Origin of the sequence: Microbacterium sp. NPDC087665, from assembly GCF_044743285.1 — a bacterium.
Taxonomy (GTDB): domain Bacteria; phylum Actinomycetota; class Actinomycetes; order Actinomycetales; family Microbacteriaceae; genus Microbacterium.
In genome coordinates, this window is record NZ_JBIUWD010000009.1 from 47,992 (window position 1) to 61,584 (window position 13,593).

Annotated in this window: 14 protein-coding genes; 7 read left to right on the plus strand and 7 right to left on the minus strand. The window is 68.2% G+C overall.

The window, feature by feature from the left end; genetic code table 11:
• The first annotated feature begins 1 nt into the window (after nucleotide 1).
• From ACIOSY_RS16655 to groL, 3 genes are all read left to right on the plus strand, one after another.
• A complete protein-coding gene (locus ACIOSY_RS16655) occupies nucleotides 2-373 on the plus strand; it encodes a DUF3263 domain-containing protein (RefSeq protein WP_400855235.1) in 372 nt (123 codons plus the stop codon).
• Nucleotides 370-858: a LytR C-terminal domain-containing protein gene (locus ACIOSY_RS16660; protein WP_400855237.1), complete on the plus strand. Its 489-nt coding sequence runs from the start codon at nucleotides 370-372 to the stop codon at nucleotides 856-858. Before ACIOSY_RS16655 ends, ACIOSY_RS16660 begins: the two co-directional genes overlap by 4 nt.
• A 124-nt stretch (nucleotides 859-982) precedes the next feature.
• On the plus strand, nucleotides 983-2,602 hold the full coding sequence (gene groL, locus ACIOSY_RS16665) for a chaperonin GroEL (protein ID WP_400855239.1): 1,620 nt from the start codon (nucleotides 983-985) through the stop codon (nucleotides 2,600-2,602).
• Nucleotides 2,603-2,679: 77 nt separating this feature from the next.
• Here the strand turns inward: groL and ACIOSY_RS16670 are convergent, their stop codons facing one another.
• From ACIOSY_RS16670 to ACIOSY_RS16695, 6 genes are all read right to left on the minus strand, one after another.
• A complete protein-coding gene (locus tag ACIOSY_RS16670; RefSeq protein ID WP_400855240.1) occupies nucleotides 2,680-2,967 on the minus strand; it encodes a WXG100 family type VII secretion target in 288 nt (95 codons plus the stop codon).
• A gap of 127 nt (nucleotides 2,968-3,094) precedes the next feature.
• Nucleotides 3,095-4,777: a sensor histidine kinase gene (locus tag ACIOSY_RS16675; protein WP_400855241.1), complete on the minus strand. Its 1,683-nt coding sequence runs from the start codon at nucleotides 4,775-4,777 to the stop codon at nucleotides 3,095-3,097.
• A 41-nt stretch (nucleotides 4,778-4,818) separates the two neighbouring features.
• Nucleotides 4,819-5,511: a response regulator transcription factor gene (locus tag ACIOSY_RS16680; RefSeq protein ID WP_247624986.1), complete on the minus strand. Its 693-nt coding sequence runs from the start codon at nucleotides 5,509-5,511 to the stop codon at nucleotides 4,819-4,821.
• A 61-nt stretch (nucleotides 5,512-5,572) separates the two neighbouring features.
• Nucleotides 5,573-7,228: a DNA repair helicase XPB gene (locus ACIOSY_RS16685; RefSeq protein WP_400855242.1), complete on the minus strand. Its 1,656-nt coding sequence runs from the start codon at nucleotides 7,226-7,228 to the stop codon at nucleotides 5,573-5,575.
• A 37-nt stretch (nucleotides 7,229-7,265) separates the two neighbouring features.
• The gene (locus ACIOSY_RS16690) at nucleotides 7,266-8,975 is read right to left on the minus strand and encodes a helicase-associated domain-containing protein (protein WP_400855244.1); all 1,710 of its coding nucleotides are present in this window, start codon (nucleotides 8,973-8,975) and stop codon (nucleotides 7,266-7,268) included.
• A gap of 10 nt (nucleotides 8,976-8,985) precedes the next feature.
• Entirely contained in the window at nucleotides 8,986-9,258 is a 273-nt protein-coding gene (locus tag ACIOSY_RS16695) for a multidrug ABC transporter ATPase (protein WP_400855246.1), read from the minus strand.
• 117 nt (nucleotides 9,259-9,375) lie between these two features.
• On the opposite strand from ACIOSY_RS16695, the gene ACIOSY_RS16700 reads away from it, so the two are divergent.
• Together ACIOSY_RS16700 and ACIOSY_RS16705 are read left to right on the plus strand one after the other, a co-directional pair.
• The gene (locus tag ACIOSY_RS16700) at nucleotides 9,376-9,756 is read left to right on the plus strand and encodes a cold-shock protein (protein ID WP_400855247.1); all 381 of its coding nucleotides are present in this window, start codon (nucleotides 9,376-9,378) and stop codon (nucleotides 9,754-9,756) included.
• Complete coding sequence (locus tag ACIOSY_RS16705; RefSeq protein ID WP_400855249.1) at nucleotides 9,740-10,387, plus strand: DUF3027 domain-containing protein; 648 nt, start codon at nucleotides 9,740-9,742, stop codon at nucleotides 10,385-10,387. The genes ACIOSY_RS16700 and ACIOSY_RS16705 overlap by 17 nt, the downstream gene beginning before the upstream one ends.
• 68 nt (nucleotides 10,388-10,455) lie before the next feature.
• Here ACIOSY_RS16705 and serC read toward each other — a convergent pair whose 3' ends face one another.
• The gene (serC, locus tag ACIOSY_RS16710) at nucleotides 10,456-11,568 is read right to left on the minus strand and encodes a phosphoserine transaminase (protein WP_400855251.1); all 1,113 of its coding nucleotides are present in this window, start codon (nucleotides 11,566-11,568) and stop codon (nucleotides 10,456-10,458) included.
• A 100-nt stretch (nucleotides 11,569-11,668) separates the two neighbouring features.
• Between serC and ACIOSY_RS16715 the strand changes: the two genes are divergently transcribed.
• On the plus strand, nucleotides 11,669-12,370 hold the full coding sequence (locus tag ACIOSY_RS16715; protein WP_400855253.1) for an iron dependent repressor, metal binding and dimerization domain protein: 702 nt from the start codon (nucleotides 11,669-11,671) through the stop codon (nucleotides 12,368-12,370).
• 335 nt (nucleotides 12,371-12,705) lie between these two features.
• Nucleotides 12,706-13,434 (plus strand): M23 family metallopeptidase, encoded by a 729-nt coding sequence (locus ACIOSY_RS16720; RefSeq protein ID WP_400855254.1) that lies wholly within the window; start codon nucleotides 12,706-12,708, stop codon nucleotides 13,432-13,434.
• The last annotated feature ends 159 nt before the right edge of the window (nucleotides 13,435-13,593 follow it).

The following is a 13,593-nucleotide window of genomic DNA, read 5'->3' on the forward strand; positions in this document are numbered from 1 at the left end:
CATGCTGGGAGACCTCACGGAGCGCGACCGCGCGATCCTCACCCTGGAGACCACATGGCCTCGCCACGGCGGCGCCAAGGAGGAGGTCATCCGTGCGCAGCTCGGGATGAGCGCTGCGCGCTATTACCAGTTGCTGGGGCGGCTGATCGAGTCAGACGACGCTCTCGAGTACGACCCGATGCTGATCCGCCGACTGCGGCGGCTCCGCGACTCGCGAGCACTGCGGCGCAACGCCCGCACCCCGGGGTTTCGTGAGCTGAGTTGTCACTCGGCTAGCATCGAGGGGTGTCCAAGCCCTCCCGAGATCGTTTCGACGACGTTCCCCGTTCCTCCGGACGCGTGGGAGCGCACCGCGCCGAAGCGCCGGGGATGAACGGATGGGTGGTGCTGCTGTGGTCGTTCGTCGCGGCTCTCGTGCTCATCATCGCCGGCATCTTCGGCTCGCTCGTTGTCATGGGACGCATCAACCTCTTCCCCGAGGCCGTGCCGACGGCGACCCCCACGCCGGTCGAGACCGGTGTGGTCGACACGACGTTCGAAGTCACGATCCTCAACGCGACACCCGATGAGGGCCTCGACGCGCAGATGAAGGACACGCTGCTCAACGCCGGCTTCACCACGGTGTACGCGAGCGACAGCGGCAGCCAGGACTTCACGACGACGACCGTCTACTACGTCGACGACGCCGACCGGCTCGCCGCCGTCGGTCTCGCCGATGTGATCGGCGGGGCGGCGGTCGAGCAGAGCGACTTCTACGCGGGTCTCAACGACGGCGACGCGAAGCAGCTGACCATCGTCATCGGCCTCGATCGCTCGGCCTCGGCGCCCGAGACGCCGGCCGAGACACCGGCCCCGTAGATCGCGCGGGCGACCCGTCGCCCGCAGCTTGCACTCGAAGGGGTCGAGTGCCAGAATGGCGTTAGCACTCTCTTACTCCGAGTGCTAAACCCAACGTCTACGTCCAGGAGGGACGAAAAAACTCATGGCAAAGATCATTGCTTTCGATGAGGAGGCCCGCCGCGGCCTCGAGCGCGGCCTCAACATCCTCGCCGACGCGGTCAAGGTGACCCTCGGCCCGCGTGGCCGCAACGTCGTGCTCGAGAAGAAGTGGGGCGCCCCCACGATCACGAACGACGGTGTGTCCATCGCCAAGGAGATCGAGCTGGACGACCCGTACGAGAAGATCGGCGCGGAGCTCGTCAAGGAGGTCGCCAAGAAGACCGACGACGTCGCAGGTGACGGAACCACCACCGCGACCGTCCTCGCTCAGGCGCTCGTCCGCGAAGGCCTGCGCAACGTCGCAGCCGGCGCCGACCCGATCTCGCTCAAGCGCGGCATCGAGAAGGCCGTCGCCGCGATCACCGAGGAGCTGCTCGCCAGCGCCAAGGAGATCGAGTCGAAGGAGCAGATCGCCGCTACGGCATCCATCTCCGCCGCTGACCCCGCGATCGGCGAGCTCATCGCCGAGGCGATCGACAAGGTCGGCAAGGAGGGTGTCGTCACCGTCGAGGAGTCGCAGACCTTCGGCACCGAGCTCGAGCTCACCGAGGGCATGCGCTTCGACAAGGGCTACCTGAACCCCTACTTCGTCACGGACCCCGACCGCCAGGAAGCCGTCTTCGAAGACGCCTACATCCTGATCGCGAACCAGAAGATCTCCAGCATCAAGGACCTCCTGCCGATCGTCGACAAGGTGATCCAGGACGGCAAGGAGCTCGTCATCATCGCGGAAGACGTCGAGGGCGAAGCTCTCGCGACTCTCGTGCTCAACAAGCTCAAGGGCATCTTCAAGTCGGTCGCCGTCAAGGCTCCCGGCTTCGGTGACCGCCGCAAGGCTCAGCTGCAGGACATCGCGATCCTCACCGGTGGTCAGGTCATCACCGAAGAGGTCGGCCTCAAGCTGGAGAACGCCACGCTCGACCTGCTGGGTCGTGCGCGCAAGGTCATCGTCACCAAGGACGAGACCACGATCGTCGAGGGCGCCGGCGAAGCCGAGCTCATCGAGGGTCGCGTGACCCAGATCCGTCGCGAGATCGAGAACACCGACAGCGACTACGACCGCGAGAAGCTGCAGGAGCGCCTCGCCAAGCTCGCCGGTGGCGTCGCCGTCATCAAGGCCGGCGCGGCAACCGAGGTCGAGCTCAAGGAGCGCAAGCACCGCATCGAAGACGCCGTCCGCAACGCGAAGGCAGCCGTCGAAGAGGGCATCGTCGCCGGTGGTGGCGTCGCTCTCATCCAGTCCGGTGCCAAGGCTCTCGACGCTCTCTCGCTCATGGGCGACGAGGCGACCGGTGCGAACATCGTTCGCGTCGCGATCGAGGCTCCGCTCAAGCAGATCGCGCTGAACGCCGGTCTCGAGCCGGGTGTCGTCGCGAACAAGGTCGCCGAGCTCCCCCTGGGACAGGGTCTCAACGCCGCCACGGGCGAGTACGTCGACATGTTCGCCGCCGGCATCATCGACCCGGCGAAGGTGACGCGATCGGCGCTGCAGAACGCAGCCTCGATCGCAGCGCTCTTCCTCACGACCGAGGTCGTCGTCGCCGACAAGCCCGAGCGCGCTGCTGCTCCCGTCGGTGACCCGTCGGGTGGCATGGACTTCTGATCCAGCACTCATGACAGAACGCCCCCGGCTCCGGCCGGGGGCGTTCTGCGTTTGTGCGCCCCTGGGGGCTGTGCGGGTCAGCGGAACAGGTTCGCCGAGTACTGGTCGGCGTCGGCGTACTGCGTGGCCGTCGTGCCGAGCGCGGTGCCGATCGAGTCGAGCACCTGCTCGACGTGCAGGGCGGCGCCGCGCCACTGCTCCGCGCAGCCCTGGAACGCGGTGGACGCGCTCCCGACCCAGGACGACTGCAACTGCGAGAGCTGCGCCATGAGGGTGGTGGACTCGGTCTGCAGACGCTCCATGGTGGCGCGGGCTGCGCCGTGCGCGGCCTGCACGGCATCGGTGTCGACGGTGAAGACGGACATGGGAACTCCTTCGTGGTTGGGGTTCCGACGCTAGGCTGCGTGCGCCCGCAGCATCCGCCCTTGTCGCCGGGAGCTCCGGGCGCGGGGGAGAAGCGCTCCGAATCGTCGGCGGTGCAGGAGAGCCGACCTAGAGGTCGAGGCGCTCGAGCGGCTGCGTGTCTTCGAGGAGATGCGCGGGCGTTGCGCGCGAAGGCGCGAGGGGAAGCGTCATGGTGAAGGTCGCGCCGCCGCCGGGGGTCTCCGACACCGAGACGCTGCCGTGCAGCGCCTTCATGATCGACGCGACGATCGCGAGCCCCAGGCCCGAGCCGCCCGTCTCGCGCGCGCGCGACGTGTCGGCGCGCCAGAAGCGTTCGAAGATCTGCTCACGGATCTGCGGGGGGATGCCCTCACCGTGGTCGACGATCGAGATGCTGGCCGTTCCACGCACCCGATCCGAGTCGACGACGAGCTCGATCGGTCCGTCTTCGGGCGAGAAACGGCGCGCGTTGCCGAGCAGATTGGTCACGACCTGGCGCACCTTGTTCTCCTCTCCGAGCACGATCGGAGGGGTGCGCACCGGGATGTCGGGAGCCTCGGAGAAGTCGATCGCCGGGATCTGCTCGGTCGTCGGGCGGGAACGGCGCCGCAGACGCGACAGGGCCGCCCGTGAGAGTCCGCGCGGCGGCTGCGGGAGCGGGGGGACGGGAGCGATGCGCACCTGGGCGGTGGTGGTCGTCTCGACGGTGCGGTCGATCACCGTCACCGTGCGCCCGGGCGCGGCCGCACGCAGGTCGAGAGCGGCGTCACGGGCCACCGGACGCAGATCGAGGGCGACGATCTCGGGCTCGCGCTCCTCATCGAGGCGGGCGAGGGCCAGGAGGTCTTCCACCAGCACGCCCATGCGGATCGCCTCCTTCTCGATGCGCTCCATGGCACGGGCGGTGTCCTCCTCGCCCTGGATCGCCCCCATGCGGTAGAGCTCGGCGTATCCGCGCACGCTCACCAGGGGGGTGCGCAGCTCGTGGCTCGCGTCGCCGATGAAGCGCCGCATGTGCTGCACGGTGCGCTCGCGCTGCGCCAGAGAGCGGTCGACGCGGTCGAGCATCGTGTTGATGGCGCCGTTGAGTCGACCGACCTCGGTGGTGGGTTCGAGGTCGGTCAGGCGTTGGCTGAAGTCACCGGCCGCGATCGACATCGCCGTCGCCTCGACCTGACCGAGCCGACGGAACGTCAGGGTCACGAGCCCCCGCGTCGCCAATGCGGCGATGAAGATCGTGATCAGTGCGATCGTGATGTAGATGCCGAAGTACTGCCCGATGATGCGGTCGGCCTCGGCGAGCGGCATCGCGACGAGCTGGATGCGCAGTGCGCCGCCCTCGGCCGACACGATCGCCACGGCGGAGCGGTAGACGCTGCCGTCCTTGCCGAGCAGATCCTTGATCTCGTCTTCGTTGGCCTTGGCCGTGAGCAGGGAGTACTCGGCGGGGAAGTCGGGGGAGGACTCCGTGTTCTCGCCGGCGGTGCCCTGCAGCATCCCCTCGGCGTCGTAGATCGCGACCGAGAAGTCTCGCGGCGTCTCGTTCTGCGTGTACACGAGGCGGCCGTCGACCGTCGAGGTCTCGAAGTAGCGGTCGACCAGATCGCTCGACACCAACGACGGCAGCTGCGCGTCGATGTTCGCCACGAGAGCCGTGCGCAGCATCGGCACGGTGCCGACACCGGCGACCAGCAGCCCGAGCGCGAGCACACCGACGGTGACACCCGTGACCTTCGCCCGCAGGCTGATCCGCCGCCACCAGGAGGTGACCGCATCCGGCTTCTTCGCCATGCGGTCCTCCCGTGTGCGGCGTGGATGTGTGGACGCGAGTGTCAGGCGGACTTGCCGACCTTGAGCATGTATCCGAAGCCGCGCTTGGTCTGGATGAGCGACTCTTCGGTGTGCGGGTCGATCTTGCGACGCAGGTACGAGATGTAGCTCTCGACGATGCCGGCGTCACCGTTGAAGTCGTACTCCCAGACGTGGTCGAGGATCTGCGCCTTCGAGAGCACCCGATTCGGGTTGAGCATGAGGTAACGCAGCAGCTTGAACTCGGTCGGGCTGAGCTCGATCGGCTCCTTGCCCACGTGCACGTCGTGCGTGTCCTGATCCATCGCGAGCTCGCCCGCGCGGATGATCGACTCCTCGTCGGCCTGCATGGTGCGGCGCAGGATGGCCTGCGCACGGGCGACGATCTCATCGAGGCTGAACGGCTTGGTGACGTAGTCGTCGCCGCCGGCGTTCAGGCCCTCGATCTTGTCGTCGGTGCCGTCCTTCGCCGTGAGGAACAGGATCGGAGCCGTGAATCCGGCGCCCCGAAGCCGCTTCGTCACGCTGAAGCCGTTCATGTCGGGCAGCATCACGTCGAGGATGATGAGGTCGGGTTCTTCTTCGAGCACAGCCGAGATGGTGGCGGCGCCGTTGGCGACCGTCTTCACCTGGAACCCCGCGAAGCTGAGCCCGGTGGAGAGCAGGTCTCGGATGTTCGGTTCGTCATCGACGACCAGGATGCGCGCAGCAGTCATGACCCCATTATGGTGACTTCAGCGATGCGCAGGCTGATTATCTTCCGGTGCGCCCCCGGTATCAGCGGTCAGCGAACGACGACGCGAGGTCGTCGGCGTCGAGGATCGTGTAGCTGTACCCCTGTTCGGCGAGGAATCGCTGCCGGTTCTGCGCGTAGTCCTGGTCGATGGTGTCGCGGGCGATCAGCGTGTAGAAACTCGCCGTGTGACCGGACTGCTTCGGGCGCAGCAGGCGGCCGAGGCGCTGGGCCTCTTCCTGTCGCGACCCGAACGAGCCGGAAACCTGGATCGCCACGGATGCCTCCGGCAGGTCGATCGAGAAGTTCGCGACCTTCGACACCACGAGAAGCTCGATCTCGCCCTCGCGGAACTGGCGGTACAGCTCTTCGCGCTCGTCGATCGGGGTCGCCCCGGTGATCTGGGGGGCGTCCAGCGCCTGCGACAGGGTCTCGAGTTGGTCGAGGTACTGCCCGATCACGAGGATGCGCTCACCGGGATGCTTCGCGATGAGCTCGCGCACGGCGCTGATCTTGGCGGGCGCGGATGCCGCGAGACGGTAACGCTCGTCGTCGGTCGCGGCGGCGTACTCCAGCCGGTCGTCCGGCGGCAGGTCGACGCGCACTTCGTAGCAGGCGGCGGGGGAGATGAAGCCCTGCGCCTCGATCTGCTTCCAGGGGGCATCGAAGCGCTTGGGGCCGATGAGGCTGAAGACGTCGCCCTCGCGGCCGTCCTCGCGCACGAGGGTGGCGGTGAGGCCGATGCGGCGGCGGGCCTGCAGGTCGGCGGTGAGCTTGAACACGGGTGCGGGCAACAGGTGCACCTCGTCGTAGACGATGAGTCCCCAGTCCAGGGCGTCGAGCAGCGCCAGGTGCGCGTACTCGCCCTTCCGCTTCGCGGTGAGGATCTGGTAGGTCGCGATCGTGACCGGCTTGACCTCTTTGGACTGCCCCGAGTACTCGCCGATCTCCTCGGGCGTCAGGGTGGTGCGCTTGAGCAGCTCGTCGCGCCACTGGCGGGCGGAGACGGTGTTGGTCACGAGGATGAGCGTCGTGGTCTTCGTCGCGGCCATGGCGCCGGCGCCCACGATGGTCTTGCCGGCGCCGCAGGGGAGCACGACGACGCCGGAGCCGTCCTTCGAGAAGGCGTTGACGGCATCCTGCTGATAGGGGCGGATGTGCCAGCTGGTCTCGGCGAGTGCGATCTCGTGCGGGGTGCCGGGCGTGTACCCGGCCAGGTCTTCCGCGGGCCAGCCGATCTTCAGCAGTTCCTGCTTGATCTGGCCGCGGGCCCAGGCATCGACGACGAACGTCTCGGGGGTGGGATGCCCCACCAGCAGCGGCTGGATGCGCTTGTTGTGCGCAACCTGCGAGAGCACGGCGGGGTCGGACGAGCGCAGGATCAGCGTGCCCTCGTCATCGCGCTCGATCACGAGTCGTCCGTAGCGGTTCACGGTCTCGCGGAGGTCGACGGACACCGACGGCGGCACGGGGAAGCGAGACCAGCGGTCGAGCGTCTCGAGCATGTCTTCCGCGGTGTGTCCGGCTGCCCGGGCATTCCACAGACCGAGGCGGGTGATGCGGTAGGTGTGGATGTGCTCGGGAGCGCGCTCGAGCTCGGCGAAGATCGCCAATTCGTGGCGTGCGCTCTCGGCATCGGCGTGGGCGACCTCGAGGAGCACGGTGCGATCGCTCTGGACGATCAGAGGGCCATCAGACATAACAGACAATCCTACCGGCGTGCAGTGGGGTGGGGGTCTACGGCGCGACGATCGTGGCCGCGCGGATGCTCGACACGGGAAGGGTGCGCTCGACGTCGGCGGCGCGATCCCGACCGCGCAGGCGTCCGCCGCCGAGTCCGGTCGCTTCGAGGAGCAGGTCGCGAGTGGATCCGTCGGGCATGCCCACGGTGACGCGCACGACGGCGCGGGCGCGCACGGCGGCTTCGAGCTCTCGATCGAGCCAGGCGGCGTCGGCATCCGGGCCCTGCTGTGCGCGGAGCCGGGTGATGAGCGCGGTGAAGTCGACGACGCGATCCGCAGCCGACACGGCGACGCCCGGCGGGTTCCGGTCGCCGACGATCGCCGTGCCGTCGGCGTCGATCAGGGTCGCGGGGTATCGCGCGTCGGTGAGCGCCCAGTACACGGTGTCGCGTCCGACCTTGGTGGTGAGCGAATCGACGTGCGCGCTCAGACCCAGCGGGCGCAGGTTCTGGTCGACGGCCATCGCTTCGATCAGGTGCGGGTCTGTGCTCTCGATGCGGGTGCGCCCGGTCTCGGCATCCGTCGACACCCGCACGAGCCCGTGCCGCTGCGCGGTCTGGGAGACGAGATAGGCGAGCGGCTGCGGGATGCCGGTGAGGGAGATCTCCCCGAGGAAGTCCAGGATGCTCTGCTCGGTCTCGCCGACGACGAAGGCGTGGGCCGTCGACTCGGAGGTGAAGCGGTACGACGACGCCTGTGCGGCGGATTCACGTGCGGCGATCGTCCGCAGGCGCACATCCAGAGCGGGAGCGAGCGGGCCCGGCGCGATCGCCGTGAGGTCGTTCTGCAGGAAGATGCGATCGACCTCGGTCGGCAGCAGGGTGGTCAGCGCCGAGGCGTCGACGGGCGCTCCCTCGCGCAGCGGAGTCGCCCATGCGGGTTCTGTGCCGTCTTCGGTGACGAGCCCGAGCAGGCGGGCCGTGCGCAGGATCGCCGCGCTGTGCTCCGGCCACGCCGGATCCCACGGGTGGGCGTGGATCCAGGTCGACGGCGCGATCCATCCGCCTGCAGCGCTGCGGAGCCCGCGGGGCAGCGTCTCGCGGAACGCCGTCGCGAGGCGCATCCACCGGTCCGCAGCGGGAGAGCGGAGCCATTCCTCGCCGGCATCCGTCACGCGCAGTCGACGGTCGGCGGCGACGGCGAGCTCGGCATCGCCGGCGATGCTCACCAGCGCGTCGATGAGTTCGATGGGGACGCCGGCTTCGCCGAGCTGGCGCTTCTCGGCGGCGCTCACGGTGCCGGCGGTGAGAAGCGTGAACGGGGAGTCGCGGGCGATGAGAAGAAGATCGGCGAGCACGGCGACGGTCGTGAAGGCGCGTTCGGCCGCGTGGGCCGATGCGGCGTCGGATGCCGGTCCCGGTGCGGTATCCGCGGGTGCCGCCGGTACCGGACGTCCGTCGAGCGCAGTCGCGAGCTCGGGCCAGGGGGAGCCGTCGGGACGGAGCAGAGCCAGAGAGGTGAGGGCCGCCGTGGCGTCTCCCGCGTCGCCGCCGGCCGCAGCGCGAACGAGAGCGGATGCCTCGTCGGCGGTGAGAGCCGGCAGGATGCGCCCGACGGATGCCGGATCGAGCAGCGCTTCGGCGGCGTCGAAGAAGTCGTGCCAGCCCGGATCGGCGCGCACGCCGCGCAGACGGAACAGTCGCGTGAGCTCGTCATCGCTCGCGGCGGACAGCCAATCGGCCAGGGGACGGGCGTGCGTGCTCACGATGACACCCTCAGGATCGCGATGCGCGACCCTTTCGGATGAAGCTCATGATGAGCAACGCGATGATCATGGCGAAGGCCACCGGCAGACCGTAGAAGGGGATCGCGGCGACCAGTGGCCAGACACCGCCACCGAACGCCTTCTGATCCATGCCGACGGCGGTTCCGATGATGATCGCGAAGAAGCAGATGACGGATGCCGCGGCGATTCCGAGCGCCGTGAAAGCCAGGATGCGATCGACTCGTCTGATCGGAACATCCGGTTGGGAGTTCTGCGTGCTCATCTCTCTCACCCTACCCGCACCGCGACCAGCGAGATTCCGCGGTCGCCGACCGGTAGGCTTGTCCTGTCGCGCAGGTGCGCGTCTTCTTTTTCTGTACAGACTCAGCGAGGTTCTCCCATGCCCACCGGCAAGGTCAGGTTCTACGACGAAGACAAGGGTTTCGGCTTCATCGCCAGCGATGACGGTCAGGACGTGTTCCTGCACGCTTCCGCGATGCCCACCGGCGCAGCCGTCAAGGCCGGCACGCGCGTCGAGTTCGGTGTGGCCGACGGGAAGCGCGGTCTGCAGGCGTTGTCGGTGCGGGTGCTCGACGCACCGGTGAGCCTCGCGAAGGCGAAGCGCAAGTCGGCCGACGACATGGCGATCATCGTCGAAGACCTCGTGAAGCTCCTCGACGGCATCGGCGGCGATCTGCGTCACGGTCGCTACCCGTCTTCCAGCCACGGTCGCAAGATCGCGGCCGTTCTCCGCAAGGTCGCTGATGACCTCGACGCCTGAGGCCGACGCGCGCCTCATCGGCGCGCATGACCTCGCGCTGAGTGCTCTGCGCGAGATCACTCCCGCGTCGACCATCGGCCCCGCCGCCGGCTACCTCCCCGAAGAAGACGGCTCGGTGTCGTTGCGGTTCGAGAACCGCCTCCCGGGCTACCCGGGCTGGTACTGGATCGTGACCGTCGCCCGCGTCGACGACGCCGAGCCGACGGTCCTCGAGGTCGAGCTGCTGCCCGGAGACGGCGCGCTGCTCGCTCCGGAGTGGGTGCCGTGGGCCGAGCGTCTGGCCGACTACCGAGCTCACCAGGTGGAGCTCGCCGAGCAGGCGGCGGCCGCCGGTGCGCCCGTCGATGAGGTCGACGACGAGAACGCGTCGGACGACGAGCTCGACGATGACGACGATCTCGACGACGAACTCGACGACGATGAGCTCGACGACCACGGGGCCGACATCCTGCACGCGGGCGACGTCGACGGCGTCGACATCGACGAACTCGACACGGATGCCGTCGACGACGACGGTTCCGACGACGACGGTTCTGACGAAGACGGTTCTGACGACGACGATGAGTCCGAGGAGTCCGACGATGACTTCGATGAGGATGCCGACGACGAGGATGCCGACGACGAGGAGTGATCCTCGTGCGCGTCGGTCTCTGACGGCACCTCCGAGGAGGGGCGCGGGCTCAGCACCCGCGCCCGACCTCAGGAACCGAGGTTCTCGAGCACGTAGTCGAGTGCGCGGGTGAGCTGACGCACGTCGTCGGGCTCGATCGAGACGAAGGTCGCGACGCGCAGCTGGTTGCGCCCCAGCTTGCGGTAGGGCTCGGTGTCGACGATGCCGTTGGCACGCAGCGTCTTGGCGATCGCGGCAGCGTCGACGTTCTCGTCGAAGTCGATCGTGACGACCACGGGAGAGCGGTGCGCGGCATCCGCGACGAAGGGCGTCGCGACGGCGGTGGCCGCGGCCCAGTCGTAGAGCACGCCCGACGACTCCGCCGTGCGAGCAGCCGCCCAGGCGAGGCCGCCGTTCTCGAGCATCCAGCGCAGCTGGCTGTCGAGCAGGTGGAGGGTCGTGAGCGCGGGGGTGTTGAGCGTCTGGTTGAGGCGCGAGTTATCGAGCGCGTTCTTCAGGCTCAGGAACTCGGGGATGTAGCGATCGGATGCCGCGATCCGCTCGATGCGCTCGATCGCCGCGGGCGAGGCCGCGGCGAACCACAGGCCGCCGTCGGAGCCGAGGTTCTTCTGCGGCGCGAAGTAGTAGAGGTCGGCCTGCGTCGCGTCGAAGTCGATCCCGCCCGCGGCGCTCGTCGCGTCGATGACCGTGAGGGCACCGTCTGCCGCGATGCGCTGGATCGGTGCCGCGACACCGGTCGAGGTCTCGTTGTGCGGCCAGGCGTAGACGTCGACGCCGTCGACGATCTCGGCGGCGGTGAGGGAGCCGGGCTCGGCCTTGCGCACATCGGGGGTCTCGAGCCACGGGGCGGCGGCCGCCGACGCGAACTTTCCGCCGAACTCGCCGAAGACGAGGTTCTGGCTGCGACGTTCGATGAGACCGAAGGCCGCAGCATCCCAGAACGCCGTCGATCCGCCGTTGCCGACGAGGATCTCGTAGCCCTCCGGGACGCGCAACAGGGTCGCGAGCTGCTCGCGCACGCTGCCCACGAGGTTCTTCACCGGGGCCTGGCGGTGCGATGTGCCGAGAATCGACGCCCCCGCGGTCACCAGCGCCTCGAGCTGCGCAGGGCGCACCTTCGAGGGTCCGCAGCCGAAACGGCCGTCAACGGGCAGGAGGTCACGGGGAATCTCGATCGCCATGCGTTGATTCTACGGGGGCGGGCGTGGGGTGTTTCACCGTGTCGGGTCTGATGTCGGCCGGGGAATGTAGGCTTGCCTAAGAACCTCGGAGGGCCAGAACATGACGGATCTGATCGACACCACGGAGATGTACCTCCGCACCATCCTCGAACTCGAGGAGGAGAACATCGTGCCGCTGCGCGCGCGCATCTCCGAACGACTCGGCCACTCCGGTCCGACGGTCTCGCAGACGGTCGGGCGCATGGAGCGCGACGGCCTCGTCATCGTCTCCGAAGACCGCACGCTCGAGCTGACAGACGCCGGCCGACGCAAGGCCGTCAACGTGATGCGCAAGCACCGGCTCGCCGAGCGGCTGCTCTCCGACGTCATCGGGCTCGACTGGGCATTCGTGCACGAAGAGGCGTGCCGCTGGGAGCACGTGATGAGCGAGCAGGTCGAACGCCGCCTCGTCGAACTCCTCGGCCACCCGACCGAGTCTCCCTACGGCAACCCGATCCCCGGCCTCGACCAGCTCGGCGACCTGCCGGCGCGCACCTTCGATGAGGGTGTCGTGGGTCTCGTGCAGAAGCTGAACGCGGCGGGTGAGCCGATCGAGGGCACCGTGCGCCGTCTCGCCGAGCCCGCGCAGGTCGACCCCGAGCTGCTCGAGCAGCTGCGCGATGCCGGTGTCATGCCGGGTGCGCGCGGAGACTTCCGTTTCAACGAGGGATACGTGCTCATCCAGATGGAGGGCAAGGAAGACGGTCTGGAGCTGCCGGTCGAGCTCGCATCGCACATCTTCCTGGTCGGCGAACCCGCCTGAAATCAGCGCTGATCGGGGCTCTCCACGGATTGCCAGGTTCGCAGGGTGACATGATCGTTATCTTCCGGTAACCTCGGACGAGTCGTCAGTGAAGCCCGTTGACGATAAGCCGCGATGATTGCCTTCCAGGCTCGTCGTCGTCGCGGTATAAGACGCACAAAGTACCCGAGATACATTCGTGCCACGAGAGCAGAGTGCCGACGAGCCAGCGCCACCCGAGCGCGCAGGCGCTGGAGGATGACGTTTTGGCCACAGAGATCGAACCGCCCGTAAAGAAATCTGAAGACCGAGTACCCGCCCGCCGCACCGGCGCGACGGCTGGAGCACGATCCGTCGTGAAGCCGCTCCGCTCGATCGCGATCTTCGGGGCAGTCGGTGCTCTCGTCGCCGCGGTCGCGCTTCCGGCGTACGCCGCGAGCAAGCCGGCAGAGGCCGCGACGACCGTGCAGCAGCTCGCTGCCGTCGACGCCCAGTCGCTCGTCGTCGCCTCGGAAGCCACCGCGGCCCCGCTCGCTCGCGGAACGTTCACCGCCACCACCCCCGAAGAGATCGAGAAGAAGAAGGCCGAAGAAGCGGCAGCCGCTCGCGCCGCTGCCGCCGCCACCGCGTCCGCCTCATCGTCTTCCACCAGCTTCAACACCGCGGGCTACGCGCTCGTCTCGCCCGGTTCGGGTGAGGTGCGCTACCCGCTCCCGCAGGGTTCGTACAACGTCAGCCGCACGGTCGGCGGCGGCCACAACGGTGCCGACATGCTCGCACCGGCGGGCACGCCGATCTACGCCGCTGCAGCGGGCGTCGTCCGCGCCTCGGCCGAGAGCATCGGCGGATACGGCGTCGCTGTGATGCTCGACAGCGTCGTGGGCGGCCAGCGCGTGCAGACCACCTACGGCCACATGATCTACGGTTCGCGCCAGGTTCAGGCCGGCGAGACCGTCTCCGCCGGACAGCTCATCGGTTACGTCGGCAGCACCGGTCGCTCGACCGCCAACCACCTGCACTTCGAGGTCTGGGTCAACGGCGGACTCCTCGAGCCGATCGCCTGGCTCGGCGCCAACGCGGGCTGATCCGCCGAACACACCTGTATCGTTCATCTGCCGTTTCGCCCTGCCCGGGCTGGAATGGGTTAGCCTGAACCCGTCGTCGAACTGTCGGGAGAAGCTGATGGACACCAGTCCGAGTATCCGCACCATGGATGCCCTCGGTCGTCACGTCCTTCTGCATTG

Excerpts from the sequence above, each read along its gene's own strand:
- ACIOSY_RS16655 (WP_400855235.1), top strand. The coding sequence starts at position 2 with ATGCTGGGAGACCTCACGGAGCGCGACCGCGCGATCCTCACCCTGGAG.
- ACIOSY_RS16660 (WP_400855237.1), top strand. The coding sequence starts at position 370 with ATGAACGGATGGGTGGTGCTGCTGTGGTCGTTCGTCGCGGCTCTCGTG.
- groL (WP_400855239.1), top strand. The coding sequence starts at position 983 with ATGGCAAAGATCATTGCTTTCGATGAGGAGGCCCGCCGCGGCCTCGAG.
- ACIOSY_RS16670 (WP_400855240.1), bottom strand. The coding sequence starts at position 2,967 with ATGTCCGTCTTCACCGTCGACACCGATGCCGTGCAGGCCGCGCACGGC.
- ACIOSY_RS16675 (WP_400855241.1), bottom strand. The coding sequence starts at position 4,777 with ATGGCGAAGAAGCCGGATGCGGTCACCTCCTGGTGGCGGCGGATCAGC.
- ACIOSY_RS16680 (WP_247624986.1), bottom strand. The coding sequence starts at position 5,511 with ATGACTGCTGCGCGCATCCTGGTCGTCGATGACGAACCGAACATCCGA.
- ACIOSY_RS16685 (WP_400855242.1), bottom strand. The coding sequence starts at position 7,228 with ATGTCTGATGGCCCTCTGATCGTCCAGAGCGATCGCACCGTGCTCCTC.
- ACIOSY_RS16695 (WP_400855246.1), bottom strand. The coding sequence starts at position 9,258 with ATGAGCACGCAGAACTCCCAACCGGATGTTCCGATCAGACGAGTCGAT.
- ACIOSY_RS16700 (WP_400855247.1), top strand. The coding sequence starts at position 9,376 with ATGCCCACCGGCAAGGTCAGGTTCTACGACGAAGACAAGGGTTTCGGC.
- ACIOSY_RS16705 (WP_400855249.1), top strand. The coding sequence starts at position 9,740 with ATGACCTCGACGCCTGAGGCCGACGCGCGCCTCATCGGCGCGCATGAC.
- serC (WP_400855251.1), bottom strand. The coding sequence starts at position 11,568 with ATGGCGATCGAGATTCCCCGTGACCTCCTGCCCGTTGACGGCCGTTTC.
- ACIOSY_RS16715 (WP_400855253.1), top strand. The coding sequence starts at position 11,669 with ATGACGGATCTGATCGACACCACGGAGATGTACCTCCGCACCATCCTC.